The sequence below is a fragment of the Streptomyces cyaneochromogenes genome, from assembly GCF_003963535.1.
In the GTDB taxonomy this organism is placed as follows: Bacteria; Actinomycetota; Actinomycetes; order Streptomycetales; family Streptomycetaceae; genus Streptomyces; species Streptomyces shaanxiensis.
On record NZ_CP034539.1, the window covers coordinates 1,028,003 to 1,053,516 of the forward strand.

The window sequence follows — 25,514 nt, forward strand, 5'->3', positions numbered from 1 at the left end:
CACACACCGAGACCCTGTCCTGTCTCTTCTGGTGCAGACCGAATTTTTCCCGAAAGGAATCCGCTATGAAGGTCGTCGTGATCGGTGGAACCGGGCTCATCGGTTCGAAGCTGGTCGGCAAGCTAAACGAGCACGGGCACGAGGCGGTCGCGGCCGCGCCCAACACCGGCGTCAACACGCTGACGGGCGAGGGTCTCGCCGAGGTCCTGAAGGACGCCTCGGTCGTGGTCGACGTGTCCAACTCCCCCTCGTGGGAGGACGAGGCCGTCATGAACTTCTTCCGCACGTCCACGGCCAACCTCCTCGAGGCGGAGGCCGAGGCCGGCGTGACGCACCACGTGGCGCTGTCCGTGGTCGGCACCGACCGTCTCCAGGAGAGCGGGTACTTCCGGGCCAAGCAGGCCCAGGAAGACCTGATCAAGGCGTCCGGCATGCCCTACTCCATCGTCCACGCCACCCAGTTCTTCGAGTTCATCAAAGGGATCGCGGACCTCTCGACCGACGGCGACACCGTGCGTCTGTCCCCGGCCAGGATCCAGCCCATCTACTCCGACGACGTCGCGGCGGCCGTCGGCCGTACCGCGGTCGGCACTCCCGTCAACGGTGTCGTGGAAGTCGCGGGCCCCGACGTGTTCCAGCTCGACGAGCTGATCCGCAAGGCGCTCGCCGCCAAGAACGACCCCCGCGCGGTCGTCACGGACCCGCACGCCCCGTACTCCGGTGCCGAGTTGCAGGAGAACACGCTCCTGCCGGGTCCGGACGCGCAGATCGCCGAGACCAAGCTCTCCGACTGGTTCGCGCTGCAGCCGTAAAGCGGACTGGCCGATGTCACAAGGTCCGCGCCTGTCCGGTCTCGCTTGTACGAGAGGGAAGATGCCGTATGGCGAGTGCGGACGACGCGGTGCCGATCGCCGAGTTGCTCGACGAACGGCGGCATCTGCTGGACGTCGCGTACTGGATGCTGGGCAGCAGCCGTGCGGCCGAGCGGGTCATCGACGAGACCTACCGGCGGTGGTACGGGTTGCCGGAGCCGACGCGGGCGCGGATCACGGCGCCGCGGGCCTGGCTGGCGAAGGTCGCCGGAGGTATCTGTCTGTCCCGGCTGGCCGCGCCGGGACGGGACAGGGAACGTGCGGTCGCGGAGGCGGCCGCCGGTGCGGGTGCGGTGGCGCGGGGGACTCTGGCGGAGGAGATCAGCGGGGTTCTGCTGGACGCGCTGGACTCCCTGTCGCCGACCGAGCGGGCGGCGTTCGTCCTGAACGATGTGTTCGGGATGGCGCCGGGCGCGGTGGCCGACATCGTGCGCCGGACCGGGCCGGAGTGTGCCGAGTTGGCCGACCGGGCGCGGCTCAGTCTGCGGGCACGGCGTGCGCGGCCCACGCCGGCCGAGGAGCAGGATGCGGTGGCACGGGCGGTGCGTGAGGCGTGTGTGACGGAGGACGAGGCGGTCCTGGCGTCGCTCCTCGCGGCCGATGCCACGGCGTTCTTCGACGGTGGCGGCAAGGTACGGGCGCTGGTCAGGCCGGTGCACGGCAGCGCCCAAGTGGCCCGCAGCCTGCTGACGTTGCTGGCCCGGCAGCCACGGACCGGCGTGCACACCCATCCCGTCAACGGCCGTACCGGCCTCGTGGTGCGCTACGGCCGTCAGGTGGCCGCGGTCATCAGCCTCGACATCGCCGGCCCCCACGTCGTACAGATCTGGGTCACCCTCAACCCCGACAAACTCCGCACCTGGAACCACCCCGGCCCCACTCGCCCCTGAACGCGCAAACACCCGCATCAGCTGGTGAACGCCCGCGGGCGAGGCGTCGGGATCGTTGCTCGTGTCGACGGGCTCGGGCAGCCACGGTCCGATGTAGGTCTCGCGGCGCCATCGAGCGGACTGAGCGACATTGATGGCCGGCCGGGTGAGAGATGAAGAAGCGCGTGCTCGCCACCCGTGGAAACCTCCCCGGCGACGGCCCGGACCGCCTTTCCGCCGCGGCGGACGTCGTGGCCTGGACCGGGACCCGCAAGCCCGGCACCCCGGATCTCGCCGCGCTCGCAGCCGGAGCGAGCGGCGTCCTGGCGCTGGGCAACGACCCTGTCGACGGCGCGTTGAGGGACGCCGCGGGCCCCTCTCTGCGGGTCGTCGCGCCGGCCGGCATGGGCTTCGACAACGTGGACCGGGCCGCCGCGGCGGAGCGCGGGATCGTCGTCACCCACACGCCGGGGTCCTGGCGGAGACCACCGCCGACCTCACCTCCGCCCTGATCCTGACCGCCCGCCGACGGCTCGCCGCCGCCTCCGCGCGCCTCGAGGCAGGCGGCTGGGACGTGTTCCGCATGCATGACTTCCTGGGCGGGGACATCCACGGGGCCGCCCTCGGCCTGATCGGCTACGGCCGGATCGGCCGTGCGGTGGCACGCCGGGCCCAGGAGTTCGGCATGCGCGTAGTCCACCACGACCCCTACGCCTCCCACGCCGCCGACGACACCCTGTCCACGCCGGTGAGCCTCGCCGAGTTGCCGGCCGCCTCCGACGTCGTGTCGCTGCACGTGCCGCTCACCGACGAGACCCGGCATCTCGTCTCGGCTCGCGAACTGGACGCGATGAAGCCCACGGCCACCATCGTCAGCACCTCGCGCGGCGGTGTCGTGGACGAGGCGGCGCTGCTGACGGCCGTGAGCGAGGGCCGGCCGCACTCCGCTTCCCGGCGGCCCGGCCGAACCCAGGCCCCGGGGCGAGCACGAGTCCCTGGCCGAACCCGCGACCCAGGCCGACGGCGCGGAGGCGCACGCATGAGTCCGTCGGCGCCCCTCACTACGTCCGGGCGGGCTACGGAAGGCGTGGCGCGGGCCAGGCAGGCGCCCACCGCCAGGACGTCCAGGTGGCGGCCTCGGCGAACGGGCCGGTGCGTTGCTCGAGCATCGTCAGGACCTGGGCGCGGGCGCCGTCGACGGCCTGATGCTCGGCGTCGGTGACGATGCCGAGCCGTCGCACGTGGGCGTACTCGTCTTCGTCCTTCCACGTGTAGCTGCTGAGGTCAGGTGCGACGACCAGGTCCACCGCGAGGTCGAAGGTGTCGAACCCGTCCCGCGTGCGGCGGGTGGGGTGTTCGAAGTTGACGTACCAGTTGCGCATCCCAGCGCGCGTGTAGAAGGCGTTGACACTGAACCAGGCGGTCGGCGGCTTCCACAGCAGCAGTTCGGTGTCCTGCCACACACCAGGCGCGAGCCCCCACTCCTCCCCCGTCGCCAACGCGTCAAAGGCCTCGGTGCGCGCCGAACGGTCGCCGTCGGCACGGGCCTTGGCGTACAGAGCGGGCCGGCGGGCCTCGGCGCCGGGAGCACAGGCAGTGACCAGGGCCTCGGTGGTGTCAGCTACGACACGCAGGGCCTGCTCGCTCCACACCCGGCGGCCGCGATACACGTCGCGTCGTACGACTGTCTGTCCCGCATTGAAGCGTGGCACCGGATTCACCTGCGGTCCTCCTTCGGTCCTCCTTCGCCTCGGAGCACCTGCCCAGTTGGTCAGACAGCCATGTGGCAGTCCCCCGAGGGAATTCGTCAGCCGCGCAGGGCCTATGCGCCACGACGGACCCGGGCTGCCTTGCGGGCCTCGGCCATCTGGCGTGCCTCAGCGGAGCGGCGGGACTCGCCACCGCCGCTGCCGGCCCGCCCCTGGCGGGTGCCCAGACCGCGGAAGGGGGCACCGCCACGCTTCGGGCGCTCCGCGACCGGCCCGCTGCCGCTGACGGGGACACCGGAGGGAGCCTGGGCGCCGGTGATGCGGCTCAACTCGGCCTCGCCGGAGCGGACCTGCGTGATCCGGGGCTTGATGCCCGCCTCGGACATGAGGCGGGCCATGTCCCGGCGCTGGTTGGGCAGGACCAGCGTGACGACACTGCCGGACTCGCCGGCGCGGGCGGTACGGCCTCCACGGTGCAGGTAGTCCTTGTGGTCGCCGGGCGGATCGACGTTGACCACGAGGTCGAGGTCGTCGACGTGAATGCCCCGGGCCGCGACGTTGGTGGCCACCAGGACCGTGACGTCGCCGGTCTTGAACTGGGCCAGGGTGCGGGTGCGCTGGGGCTGCGACTTGCCACCGTGCAGCGCCGCGGCCTTGACGCCACTGCTCAGCAGGTGCTTGGTGAACTGGTCGACAGCGTGCTTGGTGTCCAGGAACATGATCACGCGGCCGTCGCGGGCGGCGATCTCGGTGGCGGTGGCGTACTTGTCGGCGCCGTGCACCTGCAACACGTGGTGCTCCATGGTGGTGACGGCGGCCGCCGACGGATCGACCGAGTGGACCACCGGGTCATGGAGGTAACGCCGGACCAGGAGGTCGATGTTGCGGTCCAGCGTGGCCGAGAACAGCATGCGCTGGCCGTCGGGGCGTACCTGGTCCAGCAGGTCGGTGACCTGGGGCATGAAGCCCATGTCCGCCATCTGGTCGGCCTCGTCCAGGACGGTGATGTTCACCCGGTCCAAGCGGCAGTCCTTGCGCGCGACGAGATCCGCGAGGCGGCCCGGAGTCGCGACGACCACCTCGGCCCCGGCACGCAGTGCGCCGGCCTGCCTGCCGATCGACATGCCGCCGACCACGGTGGCCAGCCGCAGCTTCAGCGCCCCGGCGTACGGGGCGAGCGCATCGGTGACCTGCTGGGCAAGCTCGCGCGTGGGGACGAGGATCAGAGCCAGCGGCTTCCGCGGCTCGGCACGCCTCCCGGCCGTGCGCACGAGGAGCGCCAGGCCGAAGGCCAGCGTCTTGCCCGATCCGGTGCGCCCGCGGCCCAGGACGTCGCGCCCTGCGAGGGAGTTGGGCAACGTGACGGCCTGGATCGGGAACGGCTTGTCCAGGCCGTGATCGGTGAGCATCCTCAGCAGTTCGGCGGGCATGTCCAGTTCGCCGAAGGTCGCGGCCGCGGGGAGGGCGGGGGTGAGGGTGGCCGGCAGCGCGAACTCCCCCTGTGGTGCGGAGGCGCGGCGCCCGTTGTCGTCCGCACCGACGGCGGGGTGACCCTGTCCCCGGGGCCGGAAACGATCGTTCGTGCTGGTTGAACGGCTCATGGAGAACCTTCCTCGACGGGGCGCGCGTCGAGGAATTCCCGACAGGAATGAGCCGGATGAATTGCAAGAACGAGCCGAAAACAAGACTGAGGGAATTTTACCGGAATGCAGAAAAGCAGCAAGCTGAGGCCTCACCCCAAGGTGCGGGCCTCAGCTGCCTCATACGCTTCGACGTCAGGCGGGAGTAATGTTCTCCGCCTGCGGGCCCTTCTGTCCCTGCGTGATGTCGAAATTCACCTTCTGGCCTTCCTGGAGCTCACGAAAGCCCTGGGCGGCGATGTTCGAGTAGTGGGCGAAGACGTCGGGGCCGCCACCGTCCTGCTCGATGAAGCCGAAGCCCTTTTCCGCGTTGAACCACTTGACGGTGCCGGTAGCCATGTCACTTCTCCTTCGGGGCAGTGCCCAGAGGCCCACACCGTGTGAACCCTTGCGTTGCGACAATGAACCCCGTCCGGATGAGCACCGGAGATACAAAGCGCTCGACGACATATAACCGTCGAGGTATTTGAAGTTTCGGGAACCACAACTGCAACTACCTTCAAGCCTAGCACGGTACATGCACCCGCACTAACTCTTGCGAGGAGCTCCGGATCAGCCGCGCAAGCCTGCACGAACTCGAATACAGGCGAAGGTGAATTCTCAGTTTGCACAAGGCGCGACCAGGACGAAATCGTCCCATCATCTTCTGGGTGCACCGGCTCCCCCGCCTGAGGGTTCGAGGCGGATCACGATGGATTTGGTCGCGGGAGTGTTACTGGTCTCGGCCGTGGAGTCCAGGGCGACCAGCACGTTCGTCTCCGGGTAGTAGGCGGCGGCGCAGCCACGTGGTGTCGGATAGCGGACAGCGCGGAAGCCGGGGGCGCGGCGTTCACCGTCAGCGTTGACGCTGACCAGATCCACCCGATCGCCCTCGTGCAGGTGGAGGGCGCGGAGGTCGTCCCCGTTGACGAAGACGACCCGCCGTCCGCCCTTGATACCGCGGTAGCGGTCGTCGAGGCCGTAGACGGTGGTGTTGAACTGGTCGTGCGACCGAACCGTCGTCAGCAGCAGGTACCCCGGCGGGACTTCGGTGGCAGTCGGTGGGTTGACGGTGAAGTGCGCCTTGCCGGTCGCTGTGGGGAACGTGCGGGAGTCGCGCGGTGCCCGGGGGAGCATGAAGCCGCCGGGCTGCCGGACGCGCTGCTCGAAGGCGTGGAACCCGGGGATGACGTGCTCGATGTGGCGGCGGATCACTGCGTAGTCGTCGCGCATGTCGCGCCAGCCGAGGTCGGCGCCGAAGAGCGCGTACGCGAGGTCGGCGATGATCGCTACCTCGCTGCGCAGGTGCGGTGATCCGGGAAAGAGCCGTCCGCGCGACGAGTGCACCATGGCCATCGTGTCCTCGACGGTGACGAACTGCTCGCCGGAGGCCTGCGGGTCGCGTTCGGAGCGGCCGAGACAGGGCAGGACAAGGGCCTCGGTGCCGTGGCACAGATGGGTCCGGTTCAGCTTGGTCGCGACATGGACGGTGAGGTCGCAGTTGGCCAGTGCGGCCTCGGTGACCTCGGTGTCGGGCGTGGCCGAGGCGAAGTTGCCGCCGAGACCGATGAACACGTCGACCTTGCCGTCGCGCATCGCCTTGATCGAGTCGACGGTGTCCAGGCCGTGGGCACGGGGAGGTTCGAACCCGAACTCGTCGCGGAGCCTGTCCAGGAACGTGTCGGGCATCTTCTCCCAGATGCCCATGCTGCGGTCGCCCTGGACGTTGCTGTGCCCGCGGATCGGGGCAGGCCCGGCACCGGGGCGTCCGATGTTGCCGCGCAGCAGAAGGAAGTTGACGATCTCCCGGATGGTGGCCACCGCGTTGCGGTGCTGGGTGAGCCCCATCGCCCAGCAGACGACGACGCTGTCCGCGGCGAGCACGTCGGCCGCGCAGTCCTCGATCAGGCGGCGGGGCAGACCGGCCATCGTCTCGATCCGCGACCGGTCCAGGGCACGCCATGCCGCTGCCGCCGCCTCGAAGCCGTCGCAGTACCGGTCGATGAAGTCGTGGTCGAGGGCGGAGGCCGGCTGGGCGTCCTCCCGGTCGATCAGGGCACGGTTCAGGCCCGCGAAGAGGGCAAGATCGCCGTTGACGCGGACCGGGAGCCAGCGGTCGGTGAGCTTCGTACCCGGGCCGATCAGACCGCGTACGGTCTGCGGGTTGCGGAAGCGGCCGAAGCCGGCCTCGGGAAGCGGGTTGGCGGCGATGATACGGGCGCCGCGCCGCTTGGCCTGTTCGAGCGCGGTGAGCATGCGAGGGTGGCAGGTGCCGGGGTTCTGGCCCACGACGATGATCAGGTCTGCGTGATCGGTGATGTCGGCGTAGGTGATGAGGCCCTTTCCGACACCGATGGTCTCGGTCAGGGCCGCGCCGCTCGACTCGTGGCACATGTTCGAGCAGTCCGGCAGGTTGTTCGTGCCGAGCCTGCGCGCCAGCAGCTGGTAGAGGAAGGCGGCCTCGTTGCTGGTCCGGCCGCTGGTGTAGAAGACGGCACGGTTCGGATCGGCGATGCCGCGCAGGCGGTCGGCGGTGAGCGCGAGCGCGTCCTGCCACGAGACGGGCTCGAAGTGTGTCGCACCGGGGGCGAGACGCATCGGCTGGGCCAGCCGGCCCTGCGACTCCAGCCAGTGACCGTCCCGCTCCCGCAGGGCGGCGACGGAGTACTCGGCGAAGAACGCCGCGTCGACGCGTTTGCGTGTGGCCTCCCAGGCGACGGCCTTCGCGCCGTTCTCGCAGAACTCCGCGATCTTCCGGTGCTCGGGATCGGGGTCGCCCCATGCGCAGCTCGGGCAGTCGAAACCGTCGACATGGTTCATCGCCGCAAGCGTCCGCAGACTCCGCTTCGGCCCCATCTCGGACATGGAATACCGGACGGATTCCGTGATCCCGTGCATTCCGGCGCTGGACCTCTCGGGCCCCGACGATGTCGGATCCGTACCCGTCGTATCGATCGGTCGCTCAGCCATGACCGCCTCTTCGACCCATCCGGCTCACGGCCGGTCGGCTGCGGGTGTTTGCTTCCCGCAGCCGGCCCGTCGCCATGCGTGGACGGTGGGCGTCCTCACCACGGCACCACCACCGTCACGGCACCACCGTGGCGTGCGCCCTCTGAATGCCTTACGCCGCGAGCGCGTGACCAGGATGCAGGACGACCTTGGTGTAGCCCTCGATCCGCTGGTCGAACTTCTTGTACGCGCTCGGCGCCTCCTCCAGCGGCAGTTCGTGCGAGACCACGAAACTGGGCTTGGCGCGCCCCGCGATGATCAGGTCACGCAGCTGGCGGTTGTACTGCTTGACGTTGCACTGACCGGTGCCCATCCGCTGACCCTTCTCGAACATCCTGCCGATCGAGACCAACAGCTGACCGTGCTTGGCGTTCTCGTCGGGTCCGCCCGGGTCGGAGGGCACATACAGGCCCGGTACGCCCAGCATGCCCGTCGGCCGCACCGTCTCGACGAGCGTGTTGAGGACGACGGCGGGTTCCTCGTGGCTCGCGTCGTGCGCCTGGGCCTGGTAGCCGACGGCGTCGACGCCCTTGTCCGTTCCCTCGCCTCCGGTCTGTTCCTTGATCTGTGCTGCCGGATCGCCCTTGGTGAAGTCGATCGGGATGGCCCCGATCTCCTCGGCCTTGGCGAGCCGCTCGGGCACCCGGTCCACGGAGAACACCTTCGACGCACCGCGCAGCAGCGCGGAGTAGGCGGCCATCAGCCCGACCGGGCCGGCCCCGAAGACGGCCACGCTCTCTCCGGGGGACACCTGGGCGAGCTCGCATCCGTGGTAGCCGGTCGGGAAGATGTCGGCGAGCAACACGAAGTCGGTCTCGGCATTGTTCGGCGGCAGCTTCAGGCAGTTGAAATCGGCGAACGGCACCCGCAGCAGCTCTGCCTGCCCGCCCGTGTACGGGCCCATGGCCACGTAGCCATAGGCTCCGCCCGCGAAGCCCGGATTGACCGTCAGACAGAAGCCGGTCCGCCCGGCAAGACAGTTCTTGCAGAATCCGCAGGCGACGTTGAACGGCATGACGACGCGGTCGCCCTTGGACAGAGAGGTCACACCCGCGCCGACTTCCTCGATGATGCCCAGGTTCTCATGTCCGAAGACGATGCCCGACTCGGCCGCCGTGCGGCCCTCGTACATGTGCAGGTCGGATCCGCAGATAGCGGTCGATGTGACCCGTACCAGCACGTCGTTCGGGTGCTGGATCTGCGGATCGTCGACATCCCTGACGGTGACACTGAAGGGCTTCTCATAGACAACGGCTTTCACCTGGATCACCTCCGCGTCGAACGCCGGGTGACGATGGCGGGCCGCCCCGATCGAGGCCCTTGCCAGGAGAAAGGCAACGAGTCGGAGCCCCTCGGTCCGTGTCGCAGCCCAGGCGCCCTTGCTTCCCCTTTGAACACTTCCAGGGAACTCCCGTGACGCATGCGCTGCAACCCGCGCCGGACGGGATCCCGGCGTCGAGTAACACACTGCACGCATGCGGCTCCTCACCGGCACGCTTGTCCCCGGCAACACCTTCCGGCACATGCGCAACATCGTCGCGCGATGACCTCGGCGCCCGCTGTACCGGCGTTCGACCGCTGTGAGTAGCGGCTCGGACGGACGACGCGGTCAGCTGTCGGTGTCACCGGTGGGCGCCCCGCGACGGGCGAACCAGGTGGCCGCCCACAGGACCACGCCGATGAGCAGCAGGACACCGGCGATCCGGTACTGGTCGGCGGGCCGTCCGGAGGACCAGGGCAGGACCAGGTAGAGACAGGTGATCGTGCCGACCACCGGCAGCATGCGTCCTGCCCTGAAGTGCTTCACCTCCACCTTGTCCTTGCGCAGCACGAGAACCGACAGGTTGACGACCGCGAAGACGGTGAGCAGCAGCAGGGACGTCGTGCCACCGAGCAGGGCCACGACCGGACTGTCCGGATTCAGCGAGAGCAAGGTGATGAGGCCGAAAGCGATGCAGGTGGTGAAGACGATGGACGCCGTCGGTGTGCGTCGTCCGGCATGGACCTTGGACAGGAAGGGCGGCAGCACTCCCTGCTTGCTCATTCCGTACAGCAGGCGGCTGGCCATCAGCATGTTGATCAGCGCGGAGTTGGCCACGGCGAACATGGAGATGAACGGCAGCAGATCGGAGATCGGGAAGTCGGGGGCGGCGGTCTGCACGACGGTCGCCAACGGCGTTTCGCTCGCGGAGAGTTGCCCGACAGGAACCACGGCGACGGCGCAGACCGACACCAGCACGTAGATCAGTCCGGTGATGCCGAGGCCGGTGAACATCATGCGGGGGAAGATCCTCGCCGGGTCTTTGGTCTCCTCGGCCATGTTGACCGAGTCCTCGAAGCCGACCATGGCGAAGAAGGCCAGCGAGGTCGCGGTGCTGACCGCCAGGAAGACGCTCTTGTCGGAGGAGGTCTCGAAGGCGACGGCACGGGAGAAGTCCGCGTCTCCGCCCGCGATGAAGTAGCCGCTGATCAGGATGACGAGGAGGAGGCCGGAGAGCTCCACAATCGTCAGTACCACGTTGAGCTTGAGGCTTTCGGAGACGCCTCGGAGGTTGATGAGCAGGACCAGGCCCATGAAGCCGAGGGCGATCAGCAGCACGAGACCGTCACCCGCGTCGATCCCGAAGCCGGTGACCAGGTTCGCGGCGAAGGCCCGCGAGGCCGCCGACGCCGAGGTGATGCCCGAGCACATGACGGCGAAGCACACCAGGAAGGTCAGGAAGTGCTTGCCGAACGCCTTGTGCACGTACAGAGCGGCACCTGCGGCCTGCGGGTACTTGGTCACGAGTTCCAGATACGAGAAGGCGGTGACCAACGCGACCGCGAACGCGATGACGAACGGAAGCCACGCGGCACCGCCGACCTCTCCCGCGACCTGTCCGGTCAGAGCGTAGATCCCGGTCCCGAGGATGTCGCCGATGATGAACAGCAACAGCAGGCCGGGCCCCATCACCCGTTTAAGTTCCGGTTGTACGTCGGTCGTTGTGTGCGAACTGGCTCTGCTTGCTGGGGGCATGGCTTGGTCCTTGTCGTGCCGTTGGGCCGTGAAACCTGCGTTGCGGATCGTCTCGGCCCCGATCGGAACACCTGGCGTGCGGGGCGGGGGAATTTTGCCTGGGCAGCAACCACGGCCGGACAGCCCATGCCTGCGGATCCGCACGATCACTTGACGACGGCCGTGCGGGTCTGGCGAATGGGGCTTGAGTAGCAGGCGCCCGGGTTCAGGTTGTTGGGCGCCTCTGTGGCGTGCGCAAGCCCGCGTGACCAAGAGAGTCGGGGCTGGTCTCAGCGCGGCGGGCATTAAAGCGCAGCGAATCTGGCCCTCGCCGGCCGGCGATGTACCGGGCGAGAGCGGGCGCCGAGGGCGTGGTGGCTGCCTCCAGCGGGGTGGTGATCTTGACCGTGGACGGAGCGCACGCGGCTGCTGCGGCGGTGTCCGGGGCCGGTCCGTGCCCAACTCCTGCGGCCCGCCTCCTCGGCGGGGTGCGCGGCATCGCGGGTGCCTTCTCGGTCCTCAACGGCCTCGCCACGTTCCCGCGCTACCTGCTCGCCCCGTCCCGGATGAGCGAGGCACCGGGATTCGGCCCAGACTGGATCAAGGAATCCCTTCAGGGATGGGCGGCTCCGCTCACCAACAAGCTCTACTACACCCGCGACTGCCAGCCTCTGACCCACGTATCGAGCGTGCGGTGTTGGTGTGCTCGGCGGCAGCCAAGGCGGCTTTCGCATCGCCGGAGAGCTCAGGGCGAGGACCGAGCGGATCTCGGCGAGCGTGAGGCCGGCCGACTGGGCGTCGCGGATGAAGGCGAGTCGGATGCCGGCCCGCGGCGGACAGTCGCGGTAACCCCCGTCCTCGGGATGGCGGTCGGTGCCATCGCCGAGCAGGTGGTCCAGCAGTTCGCATCCGCTCAGACCCACGGCCCTGTGACTCTCTCGCATGAGCACGTGGCGGCCCGCCTGCCGGAACGCCTCCCACCAGGTGACGAGGTGCAGGTAACTGGTGTCCACCAGCGTTCCGTCGACGTCGAAGCTCGCGGCGCGTTTCGCGCTCATCCCGTGCCACGGCCTCTCACAGTTCGCGCAGGGCAGGCAGGAGCTTGTGCTCGGCCCATTCCAGGTACGGTTCCTGGTGCTCGCCGCCGATCTGGACGAGGGCGACCTCGGTGAACCCCGTGTCGACGTACGGCCGTACGGCCTCCACGACCGCGTCCACGTCGTCGCCGCACGGAATGGACTCGGCCACGTCCTCGGGCCGTACGAACTGAGTGGCCCCCGCGAACGCCGCAGGCCCGGGCAGTTCGGAGTTGACCGGCCAGCCGCCGCCGAACCATCGGAACTGGTCGTGGGCACGGGCGATCGCCGCGTCGCGGTCGGTGTCGTAACAGATCGGCAGCTGCCCGATCTTGGGCTTGCCCGCACCGCCATGGCGGTCGAACGCGGAGGTCAGTTCCGGCTTGGGCTCCGTGGCGATCAGCAAGTCGGCCAGGCGGCCGGCGAGTTCGCACGAGTGGTCACCCGAGACGGCGAGACCGATCGGCAGGGGTGTGTCGGGCAGATCCCACAACTTGGCGTTCGCCACCTCGAAGTGAACACCGTGGTGGTTGACATTCTCCCCCGCCAAGAGCGAGCGGATGATCCCGACGGCCTCCTCCAGCCTCTCCAGCCGGACTGCCGCAGCGGGCCAACCGCCGCCCACCACATGCTCGTTGAGGTTCTCGCCGGAACCGAGACCCAGACGGAACCGCCCCTGCGAGAGAAGGTGCAGGGTGGCCGCCTTCTGGGCGACGACCGTCGGGTGGTAGCGCGTCGTCGGGCACGTCACGTACGTCATCAAAGGGATGCGTTCGGTGACCTGCGCGGCGGCACCGAGCACACTCCACGCGTAGGGCGCGTGGCCCTGGGACTCGAGCCAGGGAAAGTAGTGGTCGGACGTGACGGAGAAGTCGAAGCCTGCGCGCTCGGCACCGACCACATGACCGACGAGCTGCCGCGGGCCGGCCTGCTCGGTCATCATCGTGTACCCGATCTGCACCATGACGCTCATCTCCTCGTGGGTCGTCTACGCGAGTACGGTCGCCCGCCTCGTCACCCGCACTGTCAAGCTCCGCTCCATCGCTCAACCGGTGTGCGAGAGCGGCGGCATCGACGACTGACACCATGAGCATTCGGGGCGGCGCCCCCCGCACACGGTCCGAGCCAGAGCCTGACCATCACAGTCCCGCGGGGGACGGCGACGGCTCACGGCCGAGTGCCCACATATCGGCGATCTACCGACTGCGACCTCTGTCGTCCGGCGGCCTCGGCCGCTCGGACCTACGGTGACTGGTGTCGCACCATGGGTAGGTGCGGCTGCGCCGGCAAGTGCACAGAGCGACACAGAACCGGTCGGACGACACGGTGGTTCCGTCCTCCAGCGCGACGTCCACCGGTCCTTCGACCAGCAGTGGCCCCACACGCCCAGCCACTATGCGGCACCGCCGTTCATCCGAGTCGTACAGCACGAATGATCACCAGCTCCTCCTTCTCGGCGTCGCCTTCGATCAGGCCTTGGTCGCGCAGCCAGCCCCGGCGGGAACGCAGGACGGGACCGAAAGCGACGCAGCGGTGTTCCACGATTTCGGCGCGCAGGCCCGTGGTCCGCAACCGCCGCAGTGATTCTTCCGGGCCGCTCAGCGCGGACTGGACCACAAGCAGCACCCCGCCGGGCTTCAGGAGCCCGGGTGCGTCCTGACAGATCCGGTCCAGCACGAGACGGCCGTCGTGCCCCGCGTCCCAGGCACGTGCCACACCCCTGCGGGGGCACGCAGTGGTCGGGGCCGGCACGTACGGCGGGTTGGACAGTATGAGGTCGAAGGACCGGCCCGACACGGGAGCCAGCAGGTCGCCGCGTTCGACCCGGATCGGGAGACGCGCAAGCAGCGCGTTGACCTTGGCGTTGAGGGCCGCTCGCCAGGAGATGTCGATCGCCGTGACGCGGGCACCGAGCCGGGCCGCGGCGAGAGCGACGGCGCCTGTTCCCGTGCCCACGTCGAGGACCGCGGCGTGCTGCGGAAGGAGTTCGTCGCGCAGGCATCGGACGAGCATGTCGGTGTCGTCCTGCGGGGTGTAGACGCCTGGCAGAGTGACCGTGGTCATGGGATTTCATCTCCGGTACTCGCGGATGCCGGAGAACCTGTTCGTGGTCGGAACACTGGTCGGATGGGTGTGCGCAGTGACGACTGCCCCGCCCGCCACGCGCCGAGAAGGTGTTCGGCGAGGCGGCCTTCGAGATACGTGGTGGCGTCCACGCCGACGGCGACATCGCCGTCGAGGTGCGGCTCCTCCTCGAGCAGACCCGCTACGACGTCCCGGCGGACAACCTGTTCGTGCACGGCGTCGGCCTCGACGTGCTCGTCGTAGAAGTGCTCGGCCGCCGGCCCAGCACCGGTGCGCCGCATGGCCTGGGCCAGGCGCCGTGAGCTCGGCGACGACGTGATCTCAACGGCGGCGAAATGTCCCACCAGGGCCCCTCGCAACGCGCGGTGCAGGCCGAAGAGAGACATCAGGTTCACCGTGGCGAGGGCCTCGGCACCGGTCGCGTCGAGCCAGTGCCCGTACGAGGTGTCCAGCTCGAGGTCGGCCATGAGATCGGCGAACAGGCGGGCGTGCACGCGATCCGCGCGGCCTCCGCCGAACTCGTCGAACTCCACGGCCGCCATGCCCGCCTTCGCCCGGCCCCACAACCGGGGCAGCACCCACGCGTGCGGGTCGGCTTCCTTGAGGTGGTACAGCGAGCGCTGGGCGGCATACTCACGCACCTGCCACAGTTCTCCCTCGTCCCGCAGGAAGTGGCTGACACCGTAATCGTCAAGGGGTTCGACGAGCAGTTCGTCCAGGGCCTCGTCGGCACGCTCGTGCACGGTCGCCACGTCGCGGAGGTTGTTGAGAAACGGCTGTTCCAGGGCTGTCCGAGCCCTGAGCAGGTCGGGGTCCCACTCGCGGTCGGCATCGACGTCGGCGAATCCCCGGTAATGCAGCTCGTAGCAGATATACAGGGCGAGCTGGAGATCACCTCCGAGCGGAGTGGCTGCAGAAATCTCCTTGCTGTCCGGAAGTGGCCCCGTATTGCGCAGATACTCGATGACCGCCGCTGAGATCCGACCCCGAGCGGACGGCAGGATCGGCTCTCGCGACGTGGCGTTCATGAACGCCGGGTACCCGTAGTCCCGAAGCTCTCACGTGAGCCCTTGTGTGCCTCCTGGGGGCCGTGACCAGTGTTCCCGGGGGCGAAGTGTGCTCGCCTTCAAGACGATCAGCGTTCAGCCCGACCCAGGGGCTTGTCTCGCCGTGGCCTTCTTCCTGCTCTGTCCGCTACTGGACCGGACACAAGCGTCAGCTCTTCGGCTGCACGGTGTCCCGGGGTGCGAGGCGCAGGTGGGCGCCCTGGCGCAGGAGGGCGCGCTGGACGAGGTGGTGGGGCACCTCGCGGGGGCTGCGGCCCAGTCGGACGGACAGCGCGGCGCAGACGCCGGCCGCCTGGCCGGTCGCCATGGAGATGGGCATGACGCGGTAGGACGAGTGCGCCACGTGCGAGCCGGAGATACAGCGGCCGGCGACGAGCAGCCGGTCCGTGTCCCTGGGCAGCAGGCAGCGCAGCGGGATGTCGTAGAAGTGTCCGCGGGGTACGCGCTTGAGGACGGTACCGCTGCCCCTGGGGTTGTGGATGTCGACGGGGTAGGCGCCGTGCGCGACGGCGTCGGGGAATGCGCGCGCCGCGAGGATGTCGTGCCCGGTCAGGTGGTAGTCACCGAGGATGCGGCGCGTCTCCCGTACTCCGATCTGGACCCCGCTCTGGGCCACGTACGACTGGGCGAAGCCCGGCACCTTCCGGCGCAGGAAGCGGTCGATCTGGTCCATCTGGCGGCGCGCGACGTACTCGGCGCGGCTGAGGTCCCACACGTCGGTACCGACAGCCCGGGTGACCCGGGTGCTGTTGACACTGACCTCGTGGGGGTGCGGGGTACTGAAAAACAGCATGTCCTCGCGGGGCAGGCGCAGTTCGCCCGACTCGGTGGCCTCCTGGACGAGGTCCCACAGCCCGTGCACGCCCCGCCACTGGTCGGGATGCTCGCCGACATACTCGGAGAAAAGCGGCTCCAGGAAGTCGACGACGCGGAACATCAGCGTCATCGGCTGCACCAGCCCGTCCTCCGGACGCCCGATCTCGTACGGCGCCCCCGCGGCGGCGGCGATGTCACCGTCCCCCGTGCTGTCGACGACGACTCCGGCGTCGATCACCACCGGGCCCGATTTGGTCTCGAAGACCACCCGCCAGCCGTCGTCGAGGGGCAGCGCGGCAGAGGCGAAGGAGTGGAACAGCATGCGCACCCCCGCATCGTCGAGCAGGTCCAGGAGGACGAGTTTGTAGATCTCCGGATCGAACGGCACTGTGTAGCCGGTGTCGAGGGAGGGCGGGATGCAGCCACCGCGTGCGGTGAGCCGGTCCAGCAGGAGCCACAGGAACCCGGCCACCACCGCTTCGCCCTCCCCGTGGTCGGTGGGCAGCAGCCGGCCGCCCGCCCCGCTCTCGTGGAACACGGCCTGTTTCTGCTCGTTGTGGAACGACATCAATGGCATCACCAGCGCCACGGTGGCGTTCCCGCCGAGGAAGCCGTAACGCTCCACCAGTACGACGTCAGCGCCCTCGTCGGCCGCCGCGTAGGCCGCGGCGGTTCCGGCCGGGCCGCCGCCGACGACCAGGACGTCCGTGCGCCCCCCGTGGCGCGCCGAACGCGGGGGCAGGGTGACGGTCTGACCTAGGGGAGGTGCTTCCAATATCGGCATCGCTGCTCCCGTCGACTGGGTTCGGTTGCGGACGGCGCGCTGCCGACGGCGGGCGTCTGGCTTACGCCCCGTGGTTCTTCAGGTCGGGCGGCCAGGAGTCCGGGGTCAGGATCAGGTTCGCGTCCTGCGCCCGCCCTGCATCGCGTCGGGCGCCGCCGTCGACGATGGTGTCCAGGAGGGCCCCGCAGCGGGTGCAGGTCTCCTGGGCCAGGATCCGCAGCCCCTGGACCCGGCAGTTGAAGTCCTCCTGCCGGTGCGGGAACTCGTCCCAGAGCCGGTCCACCTCCGCGAGCAGGAGTCCGGCCTGCTCCCGCGCCACACCGACCAGCGCCGGCGCCCCGGTGCGCTGGGCGAAGTCGAAGACCTTCCCGGAGTACGGCAGCGGCAGCACGGGCAGGCCGGAGAGCGCGGCGAAGATCACGACATGCAGGCGCATGCCGACAACCATGTCCAGATGGCTCATGAAGCCGAGGATCTCGCCGGGGCTGTAGGAGTTGTGCAGGATGCGGCCCAAGTCAGGGGTGCTCATTCGGGACAGCACGCCATGGGCATGCCGGACGTCCTGGCGTTCCATCGGCACGAAGACCACGTGCGCGTCGAGGCGCCGGGCGAGGAACTCGGCGACATCGGCGAGCAGCGCATGGTAGTCGTCCTCGTCGAGTTTCTCCGCCGCCCGGCCGGGCTCGCGCACCGACATCCCGACCAGCCGGGCATCGAGGGGCAGGCCCTCCTGCCGCATCATCCGCTCGGTGAAGGGCTCCGGCTTGAGCAGCAGCGCCGGGTCGGCGGTCACGGTGAGCTCGCGTTCGACGCCGACCTCCTCCAGGACGAGGCGTGACTCCTCGTCGCGCACCACGACCTCGGTCATCTCCGGCAGCACGGAGCGCACGGCCTCCCGGTCGTCCGCCTCACGCAGCGGGCCCGCGCCGACCGCGTAGGCGAAGGTGCGCACGCCACGTTCGTGCGCCGCCTTCACCAGGCGCAGATAGCGCCGCGCCTCGCCGTCGTAGAGGATCCCGCCGCCGCCCAGAACCAGCAGGTCCAGTCCGGCCAGCGCGTCCAGGACGGGTTTCTGCGGAACACCCTCCCAGTCGACCACCTCGTCGGCCTCCGGCTGGTGGCCACGGGTGTGCTCGCCGTTCCGGCTGAAGACCACGAGCCGGGCATGCGGCCGATGGGCGCGCAGACAGCTCAGCACACACATCAGAATCGCTTCGTCGCCGATGTTGCACCCGCCGTACGAGCCGAGCAGGCCGATCCGTAGATCCGACGAGCCGGGCGACGGGTGCTGGTCGATCGTCATCCGGAGCTCCCGTTCGAAGGGGGCGAGCGGGACCCACGACGCAGTCCTGGACGGCGCTCCTGCGTCGGCGGGGCTGCGGGCTGGGGTCTTTCGGGGTGGCAACCCACCGTCATGGCGTCGGACCGAGTTGCCCGGGCCTCGCGGAGAAAACCTCCCCCGGACTGTCCGGTGGCCGAACCGGCACGGCGGTGGGCACAGGCGGAGATACGTTCCTGGAGCTGCGCCGCGGAAGTTCGTGGAGCAGCACTTGGGCGGGGAGCCGGGCACCGGCTGTCGGACGACGGCAACAAGGAGGGCGCCCGAGTGAGGGCTCAGGATTCGTCCCGCTGGCACCGCGGGCACCACACCGTGCCCCGGCCTGCCATCCGGGACCGGCGCAAGGGGGTGCCGCAGCGGGGGCAGGCCGGGGAGCGGGCGTCGCGGTGGCCGGTGAGCCAGGAGTCGCGCGGCGGGACGCAGCCTGCGGTGACCGCGGAGCGCAGGGTGCGCCGCATCTGTGTGTACAGGCGGCGGCGGTCGGCCTCGGTCAGGTCGCTCGCCCGACAGGCGGGCCGCAGCCTCGCACGCCACAGGATCTCGTCGGCCAGGAGATTACCGAGTCCGGCCAGGACCGACTGGTCGGTGAGAGCCGTTTTGACGCTGCCGCGACGTGCGGAGAGCGCGGCCTCGAACGCCCTGCGATCCACCGCCATCGCGTCGGGTCCCTGGCGCGCCAGCAGCCGCGCGACCTCGGACTCGTCGTCGGCCAGCCAGAGGCCCTGGAGCTTGCGCTGGTCGCGGTAGCGGAGCTGACGCTCGCGGCTGACGGTGAACAGGACTCGGTCGTGGGCCTCGGCCTCCTCCTCGGGGTGGCTGCAGACCAGTTGGCCGGTCATGCCGAAGTGCAGCATGAGGGTGGGGCCGCCGGTGCGGGCGAGCAGCCACTTCCCGTGGCGCTCCGGCGCGGTGAAACGCCGGCCTTCCAGCGCGTCCCGCAGCCGCCTCGCACTCACGCCGTGCAGTACGCCCCTGTCGCGCACGTCGACGCGTCGGATCACCCTGCCCTTCGCGCAAGCCTCCAGCACCCTCCGGAACCCCTCGACGTCCGGGAGCTCGGGCATGACGCACGTCCTCTCTCCCCCGCGACCATCCGCGTACTCGGTGGAAGGGCCGCAGTCCCCCTCAGTTCCCGGTGCACCCCAGCCCCGGTGAATCGCCGACGGAACATTGTTCCAGCGCGCGCCGAGCACCTCGCGCGAGCCGACGACGCCGGCGACGTGCCGGCCTGCCGCCGTGGTGGCGGTAGAGACCGGCGATGTCTGAGGAACTCGTTCATGCACCCCGGTCGGGGCCTACCAGTAGTGCCGCCTGCCACCGACCGCGCGGCCCATGGAGCCGAGGAGGAACAGAACCGCGCCGATGACGAGCAGGATGATACCGGCGATGATCATGGTGGCCTCCTGGGTCCTGACTGGGCCCTCTGCGGTTCTTCTGCCGGGCGTGCCATGACCGTCCACTCCCGTCCGTGCGCAATTTCGCATCCGGCACGGATGCTCCTGCTGACTACGCTGGCACTCCCGCACGTCCGGCGCGCGCTGGGGACAGGAGGGCCCTGCATCCCACTGGCCTTCCCTTCCTCCGCACGCCACGCGGCGACGCGCCGGCCTTCCAACCCGCTATGGCGCCCATCCGAGCGCCGCGGCTGCCCGGCCCGCTTCGATAGCGTGAGCTGCAGGCAGCGGAAGATCGTCGAATGGGGCAGCAGCCGAGGCGGCCGACCGTGAGGCTTTCCCCTCCGCCGACCCGTTCGCCCTGACCCCGTGTCAGGTCTTCCAGACCTCCGGCCCGCCCTCATGCCACTCGATCAGACCGGACTCCGCGACATCCAACTCGTCCCAGCCGGTCAGGCCGGCGTTCTGCAGGAACACGGTGAGTTCGTGGAGGCTGTGCGCGGTGCCGACCATCTCGTCCCCGACGCGCACCTTGCGACCTCCGCGTTCGGCCGGCGGGTACACGATCACGCGGGGCTCGGACATGCCACCAGCCTCACCCCTGGCCCGCGACCCCGCATCCCAAGCGCACGATCAGGCCGACGTAGGAGGTAACCCGCACCAATCGGGCGATCCTATTTGGTCGGCCTGACTAATGGCACCGTCCAACGCGCGGTGGTCCACTGCGCCTCGTCACCCCTCTTCGAAGAGCTCGATCACTAGTGGCCAACGCTGCGGATCGCTCAGTGGATGCCTCTCCGCGTCGAGGCGACTCAAGCCACGACCGTGGCGTCAAGGGTCGATGCCCCGTGACGCGCTCTGCGCGGATCTCTGTTCGGCAGGGCTCGCCGGGCGTACCAGCCATCCCGCCAGTAGCTGACGGAACGGGCGAACGCTCCACAACAGGTTCAGAGGACCGGACAAATCGGGACTGGGCGCTCCGTGCCATGCCCCGAAGACGGGACCGGGCCGTAGCGGGCGGGAGCGGCGAGCGGCGAAGATCCCGCCATGGCCACCGACGACGACCTCGTTCCCGTACGTTCGACGCAGTCGACGCCGCTGGTTCTCGGCGCGGGGGCGTGCATCGGCGTGCTGGGCGGGATGATCGGTTTGGGCGGCGCGGAGTTCCGCCTGCCCTTGTTGGTCGGCCTGTTCGGGTTCGCCGCGCTCTCGGCGGTCATCCTGAACAAGGCGATGAGCCTGGTCGTGGTCCTGGTCGCACTGCCCGCACGCCTGGCCGCGGTGCCGGCCTCCGCTGTGGCGGAGCACTGGACCGTGGCGGTCAATCTGCTGGCCGGGAGCCTGCTGGGCGCCTGGGCCGGAGCGACCTGGGCCGTACGGATGCGCGGCTCCACCCTGTACAAGGTGCTGGCGGCGCTGATGGTGCTCATGGCCGCCGCCCTGCTCGTCACACACACGACCACCCTGGAGACGCTGGCCCTGCCGCCGTGGGTGGAGGTGCCCTGCGGGGTGTTGGCCGGGTTCGGAATCGGGGTGGTCGCCGCGATCATGGGTGTGGCCGGCGGCGAGTTGCTGATCCCGACGATCGTGCTGCTCTTCGCGGTGGACATCAAGACCGCCGGAAGCCTGTCCCTGCTGGTGTCGCTGCCGACCATGCTGGTGGCTTTCGCCCGCTACAGCCGTGACGGCAGCTTCGCGGTGCTCGGAGCCAACGTCCGCTTCACTCTCACCATGGCCGCGGGGTCGATCGCGGGTGCGCTGCTGGGTGGTCTGCTGCTCGGCGTCTTCCCGGACCTGGTACTCATCCCCGCACTGGCCGTGATCCTGCTCGTCTCCGCAGCCAAGCTCGCCCGTCACGACTGAGCCTTCGACGCCTCGGTCTTCGCAGGCCCAAGCCTGCCTGCGGCGCGCACCGAGCGGGCGCCTCTTGGCGTACCCGGAACGCGGGGCGCCAGCCATCAAGGCTTCCGGGACGGTGCCCGACGGTCGCCTGCGGGTACTCGGTGGCCGCACGGCGGTGAACGGCACCGCCCGGCTCTGACGGAGGGATGTTGCCATGACTCAACATGTCCGCGACGTCATGACGGCCGACCCGGTGACCGTCGAACCGCAGACCTCAGTGACGGCGGTGGCCCGGATCATGCGAGACGAGAACATCGGCGCCGTTCTGGTCACCGAGGGCGATCGGCTACGCGGGCTGGTCAGTGACCGTGACCTGGTGGTGCGCGCGGTGGCTGAAGGCGGCGATCCGGGCCAGACGACCGTGGCCAACGCATGCAGCGAGGACCTGGTCACCGTCGGCCCCGACGACGACCTGGCCCTCGCCGTGCACGTGATGCGTGAGCATTCCGTGCGGCGTGTCCCCGTCGTCGACGAAGGAGATCACGCGGTGGGCATCGTCGCCATCGGTGACCTGGCCATCGAGCGCGATCCCGACTCGGCTCTCGGCGACATCAGCGCCGCCGAGCCCAACCGCTGAACGGCCAACGCCCCCGTGACGAAGCGCCAGGTCGCCGTGGGCAGCGATTCTTCAGTCGCCACGTCGGTCTCCGCCAAATACCGGGTCCGCTCCGCCCTGCAGAGCGGACCCCCGCTGACACACGTACGAAGCGTGGGCGGCGACCCCCGCGACGACGAGCGCACACAGGGTCCAACGCAACGTCCCAGGCCAGAGGGGCCGCAGCTCAGCCCCAGGCCGTCACCGGCACGAACGAACTGTCCTGGCGGAACAAGTCCGTCCCGTTCGACCGTTCCACTCGCAGCTCGTAGTTGTAGTGCCGCAGGTAGTACCCGGGGTAGTTGTACGACTCGAAGCGGATCGAGCCGCTCGCCGTTCCGGTGCGGGCGACGAACGTGGCGTCCTTGGCGAAGGTCGAGGTCCCGTCGTTGGTGTCGAAGCGGGCCCGGAAGTCCCAGTGGCGCAGATAGCGGCCGGAGGCGTCGCGGAAGGAGTAGCCGTTCGCGTCCGCGAGGCCGGCCACGACCGTGAACGTCGCGGCCTGCTTCTCGGCGGTCGTGCTGGAGCCGGTCACCACCGGGAGGTTGAGCAGGGAGGACTGCGCCTGCCAGTAGCGGGTGGAGTAGTTGGCCGACTGGAAGGAACGGGTGACGTTCTTCGCGAGGGTCGGGCCGCCGGAGACCGTCTCCTTGATGACCGTGAAGTGACGGGCCGTGCCCGAGACGGCGGGCAGGGCGGCCGGGGCGGACCAGGTGGCGAAGGTGTCGTAGCTGTCGCTGTAGTAGTAGGTGCCGTCGCCGTAGCCGTCGAAGAAGAGCCGCCAGCCGCCGTTGTCGAGCTGGACGAGCGCGGGGCCCTCGCGGTAGCTGCCCCAGCCCGCCCAGTTGCCGGTGCGGGAGATCGTGTAGGGGCCGGTGAGGTTCGACGCGGTCGCGTACTCGATGTACTTCGTCGTCTCGTTCTTCGTGAAGGCGTGGTAGGTGGAGCCGATCTTCACGATGAAGGTGTCGATGTGGTTCGTGCCGATGCCGGACAGCGCGACCGGTGAACTCCAGGCCGTCAGCGCGGAGTTCGTGGCCTTGAGCAGGTACGGGGTGAAGATCCACTCGTCGTTGGTGGTCGAGCAGGACACGATGACGTTCACGCTGCCGTCGCTGTCCACGAACCATTCCGGCGCCCAGGCTCGGGAGAGGTTGGTGATCGGGACCGTGTAGTCGTACAGGAACGTCCAGTTGACCCGGTCGGAGCTGCGGGCGAAGCCGATGGTGGTGCTGGTGTCCTGCCAGGTGTGGGTCGTGTAGGTGATGTAGTAGTAGCCGTTGGTGTGCTTGAAGATGCTGGCGTCGCGGATGCGGTTGCTCGGCGGCGTGTAGGCGGAGGCCTTGGCCAGGCGGAAGTCGGTGGCGTCGTCCGACTGATAGACGTTCACGGTCCCGTCGTTGCTGTTCAGGAACGGCACGATGGTGTAGCGGGTGGCAGAGCCGCTCGGCGGTGCGGCCGCCAGTGCCGTGCCGAGCAGGCCGGGGGCCTCGCCCAGGATCAGTGCCGAGGCGGGCACGGCGGCCATCGCGCGCAGCAGGGCGCGGCGGGACGGGGTGTGGGGACGTCTGGTCACGTGCGGCTCTCCCTACGGTTCAAGGGACTTTCAAACAAGTTCGGAATATCGAACGCGGTTCGGAAATTCGATCAGAAGGTAGGGGTGGGACCCAGACACGTCAATGGTTTACGCATGAGGAAGCGAGACCTGAGAGAAACCTGTGGTGAACCACGGGCCGCGCCCGGCGAAACCGTTCCACCACGGCTCCAAGAAGGTTACCGTTCGGTAGACATCATGGTGACAGCGTCGTCCCCGGAGGTGCCCCGTATGACGTCCGACCGTGCCGTAGGCCTTGCCGAGTCCGCCCGTGCGCTGGCCGACGGGGAGGTGACCTCGCGGGCGCTGGTCGCCCAGGCGCTGGCGCGGATCGAGGCGACCCAGGGGTCTCTCAACGCCTTCCGGGTGGTCCGGACGGAGGCCGCCCTCGCCGAGGCCGAGGCCGCGGACAAGGAACTCGCCGCAGGCGTGCGCCGGCCGCTGCTGGGCGTGCCGGTCGCGGTCAAGGACGACATGAACGTGGCGGGCGAGCCGACGGCGTTCGGGTGCGGCGGCGAGTTCCCGCCGGTCGCCGAGGACGGCGAGGCGGTACGGCGACTGCGCGCGGCCGGAGCGGTGATCGTCGGCAAGACCAACACCTGCGAGCTGGGGCAGTGGCCGTTCACCGAGGGGCCCGCCTTCGGCGCGACCCGCAATCCGTGGCACCCGGAGCACACCCCCGGTGGCTCGTCCGGCGGTTCGGCGGCCGCCGTCGCCTCCGGACTCGTCCCGGCCGCGCTCGGCTCGGACGGCGCCGGCTCGGTGCGGATCCCCGCGTCCTGGACCCACCTCATCGGCATCAAGCCGCAGCGCGGCCGCATCTCGACCTGGCCGCGCGGCGAGTCGTTCCAGGGCATCACCGTCAACGGCACCCTCGCCCGCACGGTGACCGACGCCGCCCTCCTGTTGGACGCGGCCGCCGGCAACCACGACCTCGACCCGCACCGGCCGCCCTCGATCGACGCCTCGCAGGCGGTCGGCCGCGACCCCGGGCGGCTGCGCATCGCGCTCTCCCTCAAGCCGCCGTTCACCGCCCTGCCCGCACGCCTGCAACCGGAGGTGCGGGCCCGGGTCGTCCAACTCGCCGAGAAACTGAGCGCGTTGGGGCATGTCGTAGAGGAGGCCGATCCGCCGTACGGCCAGATCGGGCTCACCTTCATCCCGCGCGCGACGGCCGGTATCGCCGAGTGGGCGAGCGAGGTGCCCTTTCCGGCACTGCTCGACCCGCGCACCCGCAGCGCCGCCCGGCTTGGCCGGCTCCTCGGCGGGGCCCCGCTGCGCGTGGCGCGGCGCGCGGAGGCGGCCCTGCACCGTCGTATCGGCGCGTTCTACGAGTCGTACGACGTCGTCCTCGCCCCCACAACGGCCGCTCCCCCGCCCCGAGTCGGCGCGATGCTCGAACTCGGCGGGTTCGCCACCGACCGCGCGATGATCGCCGCGTGCCCTTACGCCTGGCCCTGGAACGTGCTGGGCTGGCCCGGCGTCAACGTCCCCGCCGGTTTCGTGGCCGGTCTGCCCGTGGGGGCCCAGTTGCTCGGACCGGCGAACAGCGAGCCCCTGCTGATCTCGCTTGCCGCCCAGCTGGAGGCCGAGCTGCGCTGGCACGAACTGTGGCCGCCGCAGCAGGACGAGACGGCACCCACCGCGGTCGTCTAAGGCGGCACCGGACTCTCTGGGGGGCAGCACCGGACTCTCTGGGTGGCGGCACCGGGTTCCTAGGGCGGCACCGTCTTTCCTGGGGCGGCACCGGAGTTCCTGGGGGCGGTGCCGGCGTCCGTCGGCTTCCCCG

Annotated in this window: 21 protein-coding genes and 6 pseudogenes; 8 read left to right on the forward strand and 19 right to left on the reverse strand. The window is 69.5% G+C overall.

Translation table 11 applies throughout. The features are described 5' to 3' along the window. The first annotated feature begins 65 nt into the window (after positions 1-65). A complete protein-coding gene (locus EJ357_RS04365) occupies positions 66-812 on the forward strand; it encodes an SDR family oxidoreductase (RefSeq protein ID WP_126388783.1) in 747 nt (248 codons plus the stop codon). A 68-nt stretch (positions 813-880) separates the two neighbouring features. Further along, on the forward strand, positions 881-1,762 hold the full coding sequence (locus EJ357_RS04370) for a sigma-70 family RNA polymerase sigma factor family protein (protein ID WP_126388784.1): 882 nt from the start codon (positions 881-883) through the stop codon (positions 1,760-1,762). Between the two features lie 48 nt (positions 1,763-1,810). Here EJ357_RS04370 and EJ357_RS49050 read toward each other — a convergent pair. After that, a pseudogene (locus tag EJ357_RS49050) lies at positions 1,811-1,921 on the reverse strand (RNA polymerase subunit sigma-24); the annotation flags it as partial. Here EJ357_RS49050 and EJ357_RS49055 point away from each other — a divergent pair. Both EJ357_RS49055 and EJ357_RS49060 read left to right on the forward strand, forming a co-directional pair. Then, complete coding sequence (locus tag EJ357_RS49055; RefSeq protein WP_228472964.1) at positions 1,915-2,253, forward strand: Rossmann-fold NAD(P)-binding domain-containing protein; 339 nt, start codon at positions 1,915-1,917, stop codon at positions 2,251-2,253. The pseudogene EJ357_RS49050 and the gene EJ357_RS49055 overlap by 7 nt on opposite strands. A gap of 2 nt (positions 2,254-2,255) precedes the next feature. After that, a pseudogene (locus EJ357_RS49060) lies at positions 2,256-2,624 on the forward strand (NAD(P)-dependent oxidoreductase); the annotation flags it as partial. A 193-nt stretch (positions 2,625-2,817) separates the two neighbouring features. Here EJ357_RS49060 and EJ357_RS04385 read toward each other — a convergent pair. The 6 genes from EJ357_RS04385 to EJ357_RS04410 all read right to left on the reverse strand — a co-directional run bounded on the left by EJ357_RS04385 (position 2,818) and on the right by EJ357_RS04410 (position 11,094). Then, positions 2,818-3,453, reverse strand: a complete 636-nt coding sequence (locus tag EJ357_RS04385; RefSeq protein WP_126388786.1) for a DUF402 domain-containing protein — start codon at positions 3,451-3,453, stop codon at positions 2,818-2,820. A gap of 110 nt (positions 3,454-3,563) precedes the next feature. Further along, positions 3,564-5,051: a DEAD/DEAH box helicase gene (locus EJ357_RS04390; protein WP_126388788.1), complete on the reverse strand. Its 1,488-nt coding sequence runs from the start codon at positions 5,049-5,051 to the stop codon at positions 3,564-3,566. Positions 5,052-5,225: 174 nt separating this feature from the next. Then, positions 5,226-5,429, reverse strand: a complete 204-nt coding sequence (locus EJ357_RS04395) for a cold-shock protein (protein WP_126388790.1) — start codon at positions 5,427-5,429, stop codon at positions 5,226-5,228. 300 nt (positions 5,430-5,729) lie between these two features. Continuing rightward, positions 5,730-8,039: an FdhF/YdeP family oxidoreductase gene (locus tag EJ357_RS04400; protein WP_126388792.1), complete on the reverse strand. Its 2,310-nt coding sequence runs from the start codon at positions 8,037-8,039 to the stop codon at positions 5,730-5,732. 151 nt (positions 8,040-8,190) lie between these two features. Further along, a complete protein-coding gene (locus EJ357_RS04405; RefSeq protein WP_126388794.1) occupies positions 8,191-9,339 on the reverse strand; it encodes a glutathione-independent formaldehyde dehydrogenase in 1,149 nt (382 codons plus the stop codon). 348 nt (positions 9,340-9,687) lie between these two features. Then, a complete protein-coding gene (locus tag EJ357_RS04410; protein ID WP_126388796.1) occupies positions 9,688-11,094 on the reverse strand; it encodes an APC family permease in 1,407 nt (468 codons plus the stop codon). 446 nt (positions 11,095-11,540) lie between these two features. Here EJ357_RS04410 and EJ357_RS49065 point away from each other — a divergent pair. Continuing rightward, positions 11,541-11,756 (forward strand): annotated as a pseudogene (locus EJ357_RS49065) (serine hydrolase domain-containing protein); the annotation flags it as partial. Between the two features lie 93 nt (positions 11,757-11,849). On the opposite strand, the pseudogene EJ357_RS49070 reads toward EJ357_RS49065, so the two are convergent. From EJ357_RS49070 to EJ357_RS04455, 11 genes and pseudogenes are all read right to left on the reverse strand, one after another. After that, a pseudogene (locus EJ357_RS49070) lies at positions 11,850-11,894 on the reverse strand (hypothetical protein); the annotation flags it as partial. Between the two features lie 33 nt (positions 11,895-11,927). Continuing rightward, positions 11,928-12,131: pseudogene (locus tag EJ357_RS49075) on the reverse strand (HAD family hydrolase); the annotation flags it as partial. A gap of 16 nt (positions 12,132-12,147) precedes the next feature. Beyond that, a complete protein-coding gene (locus EJ357_RS04420) occupies positions 12,148-13,113 on the reverse strand; it encodes an LLM class F420-dependent oxidoreductase (RefSeq protein WP_126388800.1) in 966 nt (321 codons plus the stop codon). Positions 13,114-13,345: 232 nt separating this feature from the next. After that, positions 13,346-13,579, reverse strand: coding sequence for a CDGSH iron-sulfur domain-containing protein (locus EJ357_RS04425; RefSeq protein WP_175647309.1), 234 nt, complete (start codon positions 13,577-13,579; stop codon positions 13,346-13,348). After that, entirely contained in the window at positions 13,560-14,213 is a 654-nt protein-coding gene (locus EJ357_RS04430; RefSeq protein WP_126388802.1) for a HemK2/MTQ2 family protein methyltransferase, read from the reverse strand. Before EJ357_RS04430 ends, EJ357_RS04425 begins: the two co-directional genes overlap by 20 nt. After that, complete coding sequence (locus tag EJ357_RS04435; RefSeq protein ID WP_126388804.1) at positions 14,210-15,262, reverse strand: iron-containing redox enzyme family protein; 1,053 nt, start codon at positions 15,260-15,262, stop codon at positions 14,210-14,212. Before EJ357_RS04435 ends, EJ357_RS04430 begins: the two co-directional genes overlap by 4 nt. Before the next feature lie 187 nt (positions 15,263-15,449). After that, entirely contained in the window at positions 15,450-16,901 is a 1,452-nt protein-coding gene (locus EJ357_RS04440) for an FAD-dependent oxidoreductase (RefSeq protein ID WP_126388806.1), read from the reverse strand. Between the two features lie 61 nt (positions 16,902-16,962). Continuing rightward, positions 16,963-18,204, reverse strand: a complete 1,242-nt coding sequence (locus tag EJ357_RS04445; protein ID WP_126388808.1) for a polysaccharide pyruvyl transferase family protein — start codon at positions 18,202-18,204, stop codon at positions 16,963-16,965. 311 nt (positions 18,205-18,515) lie between these two features. Continuing rightward, a complete protein-coding gene (locus tag EJ357_RS04450) occupies positions 18,516-19,304 on the reverse strand; it encodes an Fpg/Nei family DNA glycosylase (protein ID WP_126388810.1) in 789 nt (262 codons plus the stop codon). A gap of 231 nt (positions 19,305-19,535) precedes the next feature. After that, a pseudogene (locus EJ357_RS49080) lies at positions 19,536-19,622 on the reverse strand (DUF6131 family protein); the annotation flags it as partial. A 384-nt stretch (positions 19,623-20,006) separates the two neighbouring features. Next, on the reverse strand, positions 20,007-20,219 hold the full coding sequence (locus tag EJ357_RS04455) for a hypothetical protein (protein WP_126388812.1): 213 nt from the start codon (positions 20,217-20,219) through the stop codon (positions 20,007-20,009). A gap of 462 nt (positions 20,220-20,681) precedes the next feature. Between EJ357_RS04455 and EJ357_RS04460 the strand changes: the two genes are divergently transcribed. Next, the gene (locus EJ357_RS04460) at positions 20,682-21,497 is read left to right on the forward strand and encodes a sulfite exporter TauE/SafE family protein (protein ID WP_126388814.1); all 816 of its coding nucleotides are present in this window, start codon (positions 20,682-20,684) and stop codon (positions 21,495-21,497) included. A 193-nt stretch (positions 21,498-21,690) separates the two neighbouring features. Then, positions 21,691-22,113, forward strand: a complete 423-nt coding sequence (locus EJ357_RS04465; protein ID WP_126388816.1) for a CBS domain-containing protein — start codon at positions 21,691-21,693, stop codon at positions 22,111-22,113. Positions 22,114-22,318: 205 nt separating this feature from the next. Here the strand turns inward: EJ357_RS04465 and EJ357_RS04470 are convergent, their stop codons facing one another. Beyond that, positions 22,319-23,707 (reverse strand): glycoside hydrolase family 43 protein, encoded by a 1,389-nt coding sequence (locus EJ357_RS04470; protein ID WP_126388818.1) that lies wholly within the window; start codon positions 23,705-23,707, stop codon positions 22,319-22,321. A 249-nt stretch (positions 23,708-23,956) separates the two neighbouring features. Between EJ357_RS04470 and EJ357_RS04475 the strand changes: the two genes are divergently transcribed. Continuing rightward, positions 23,957-25,381: an amidase gene (locus tag EJ357_RS04475; RefSeq protein ID WP_126388820.1), complete on the forward strand. Its 1,425-nt coding sequence runs from the start codon at positions 23,957-23,959 to the stop codon at positions 25,379-25,381. Positions 25,382-25,514 lie beyond the last annotated feature (133 nt).

Bases quoted from the DNA above. Each gene is read 5' to 3' on its own strand.
- EJ357_RS04420 (WP_126388800.1), bottom strand. From the start codon at position 13,113: ATGGTGCAGATCGGGTACACGATGATGACCGAGCAGGCCGGCCCGCGG.
- EJ357_RS04365 (WP_126388783.1), top strand. From the start codon at position 66: ATGAAGGTCGTCGTGATCGGTGGAACCGGGCTCATCGGTTCGAAGCTG.
- EJ357_RS49055 (WP_228472964.1), top strand. From the start codon at position 1,915: ATGAAGAAGCGCGTGCTCGCCACCCGTGGAAACCTCCCCGGCGACGGC.
- EJ357_RS04475 (WP_126388820.1), top strand. From the start codon at position 23,957: ATGACGTCCGACCGTGCCGTAGGCCTTGCCGAGTCCGCCCGTGCGCTG.
- EJ357_RS04450 (WP_126388810.1), bottom strand. From the start codon at position 19,304: ATGCCCGAGCTCCCGGACGTCGAGGGGTTCCGGAGGGTGCTGGAGGCT.
- EJ357_RS04440 (WP_126388806.1), bottom strand. From the start codon at position 16,901: ATGCCGATATTGGAAGCACCTCCCCTAGGTCAGACCGTCACCCTGCCC.
- EJ357_RS04370 (WP_126388784.1), top strand. From the start codon at position 881: ATGGCGAGTGCGGACGACGCGGTGCCGATCGCCGAGTTGCTCGACGAA.
- EJ357_RS04400 (WP_126388792.1), bottom strand. From the start codon at position 8,039: ATGGCTGAGCGACCGATCGATACGACGGGTACGGATCCGACATCGTCG.
- EJ357_RS04395 (WP_126388790.1), bottom strand. From the start codon at position 5,429: ATGGCTACCGGCACCGTCAAGTGGTTCAACGCGGAAAAGGGCTTCGGC.
- EJ357_RS04435 (WP_126388804.1), bottom strand. From the start codon at position 15,262: ATGAACGCCACGTCGCGAGAGCCGATCCTGCCGTCCGCTCGGGGTCGG.
- EJ357_RS04430 (WP_126388802.1), bottom strand. From the start codon at position 14,213: ATGACCACGGTCACTCTGCCAGGCGTCTACACCCCGCAGGACGACACC.
- EJ357_RS04455 (WP_126388812.1), bottom strand. From the start codon at position 20,219: ATGTCCGAGCCCCGCGTGATCGTGTACCCGCCGGCCGAACGCGGAGGT.
- EJ357_RS04460 (WP_126388814.1), top strand. From the start codon at position 20,682: ATGGCCACCGACGACGACCTCGTTCCCGTACGTTCGACGCAGTCGACG.
- EJ357_RS04410 (WP_126388796.1), bottom strand. From the start codon at position 11,094: ATGCCCCCAGCAAGCAGAGCCAGTTCGCACACAACGACCGACGTACAA.
- EJ357_RS04445 (WP_126388808.1), bottom strand. From the start codon at position 18,204: ATGACGATCGACCAGCACCCGTCGCCCGGCTCGTCGGATCTACGGATC.
- EJ357_RS04390 (WP_126388788.1), bottom strand. From the start codon at position 5,051: ATGAGCCGTTCAACCAGCACGAACGATCGTTTCCGGCCCCGGGGACAG.
- EJ357_RS04465 (WP_126388816.1), top strand. From the start codon at position 21,691: ATGACTCAACATGTCCGCGACGTCATGACGGCCGACCCGGTGACCGTC.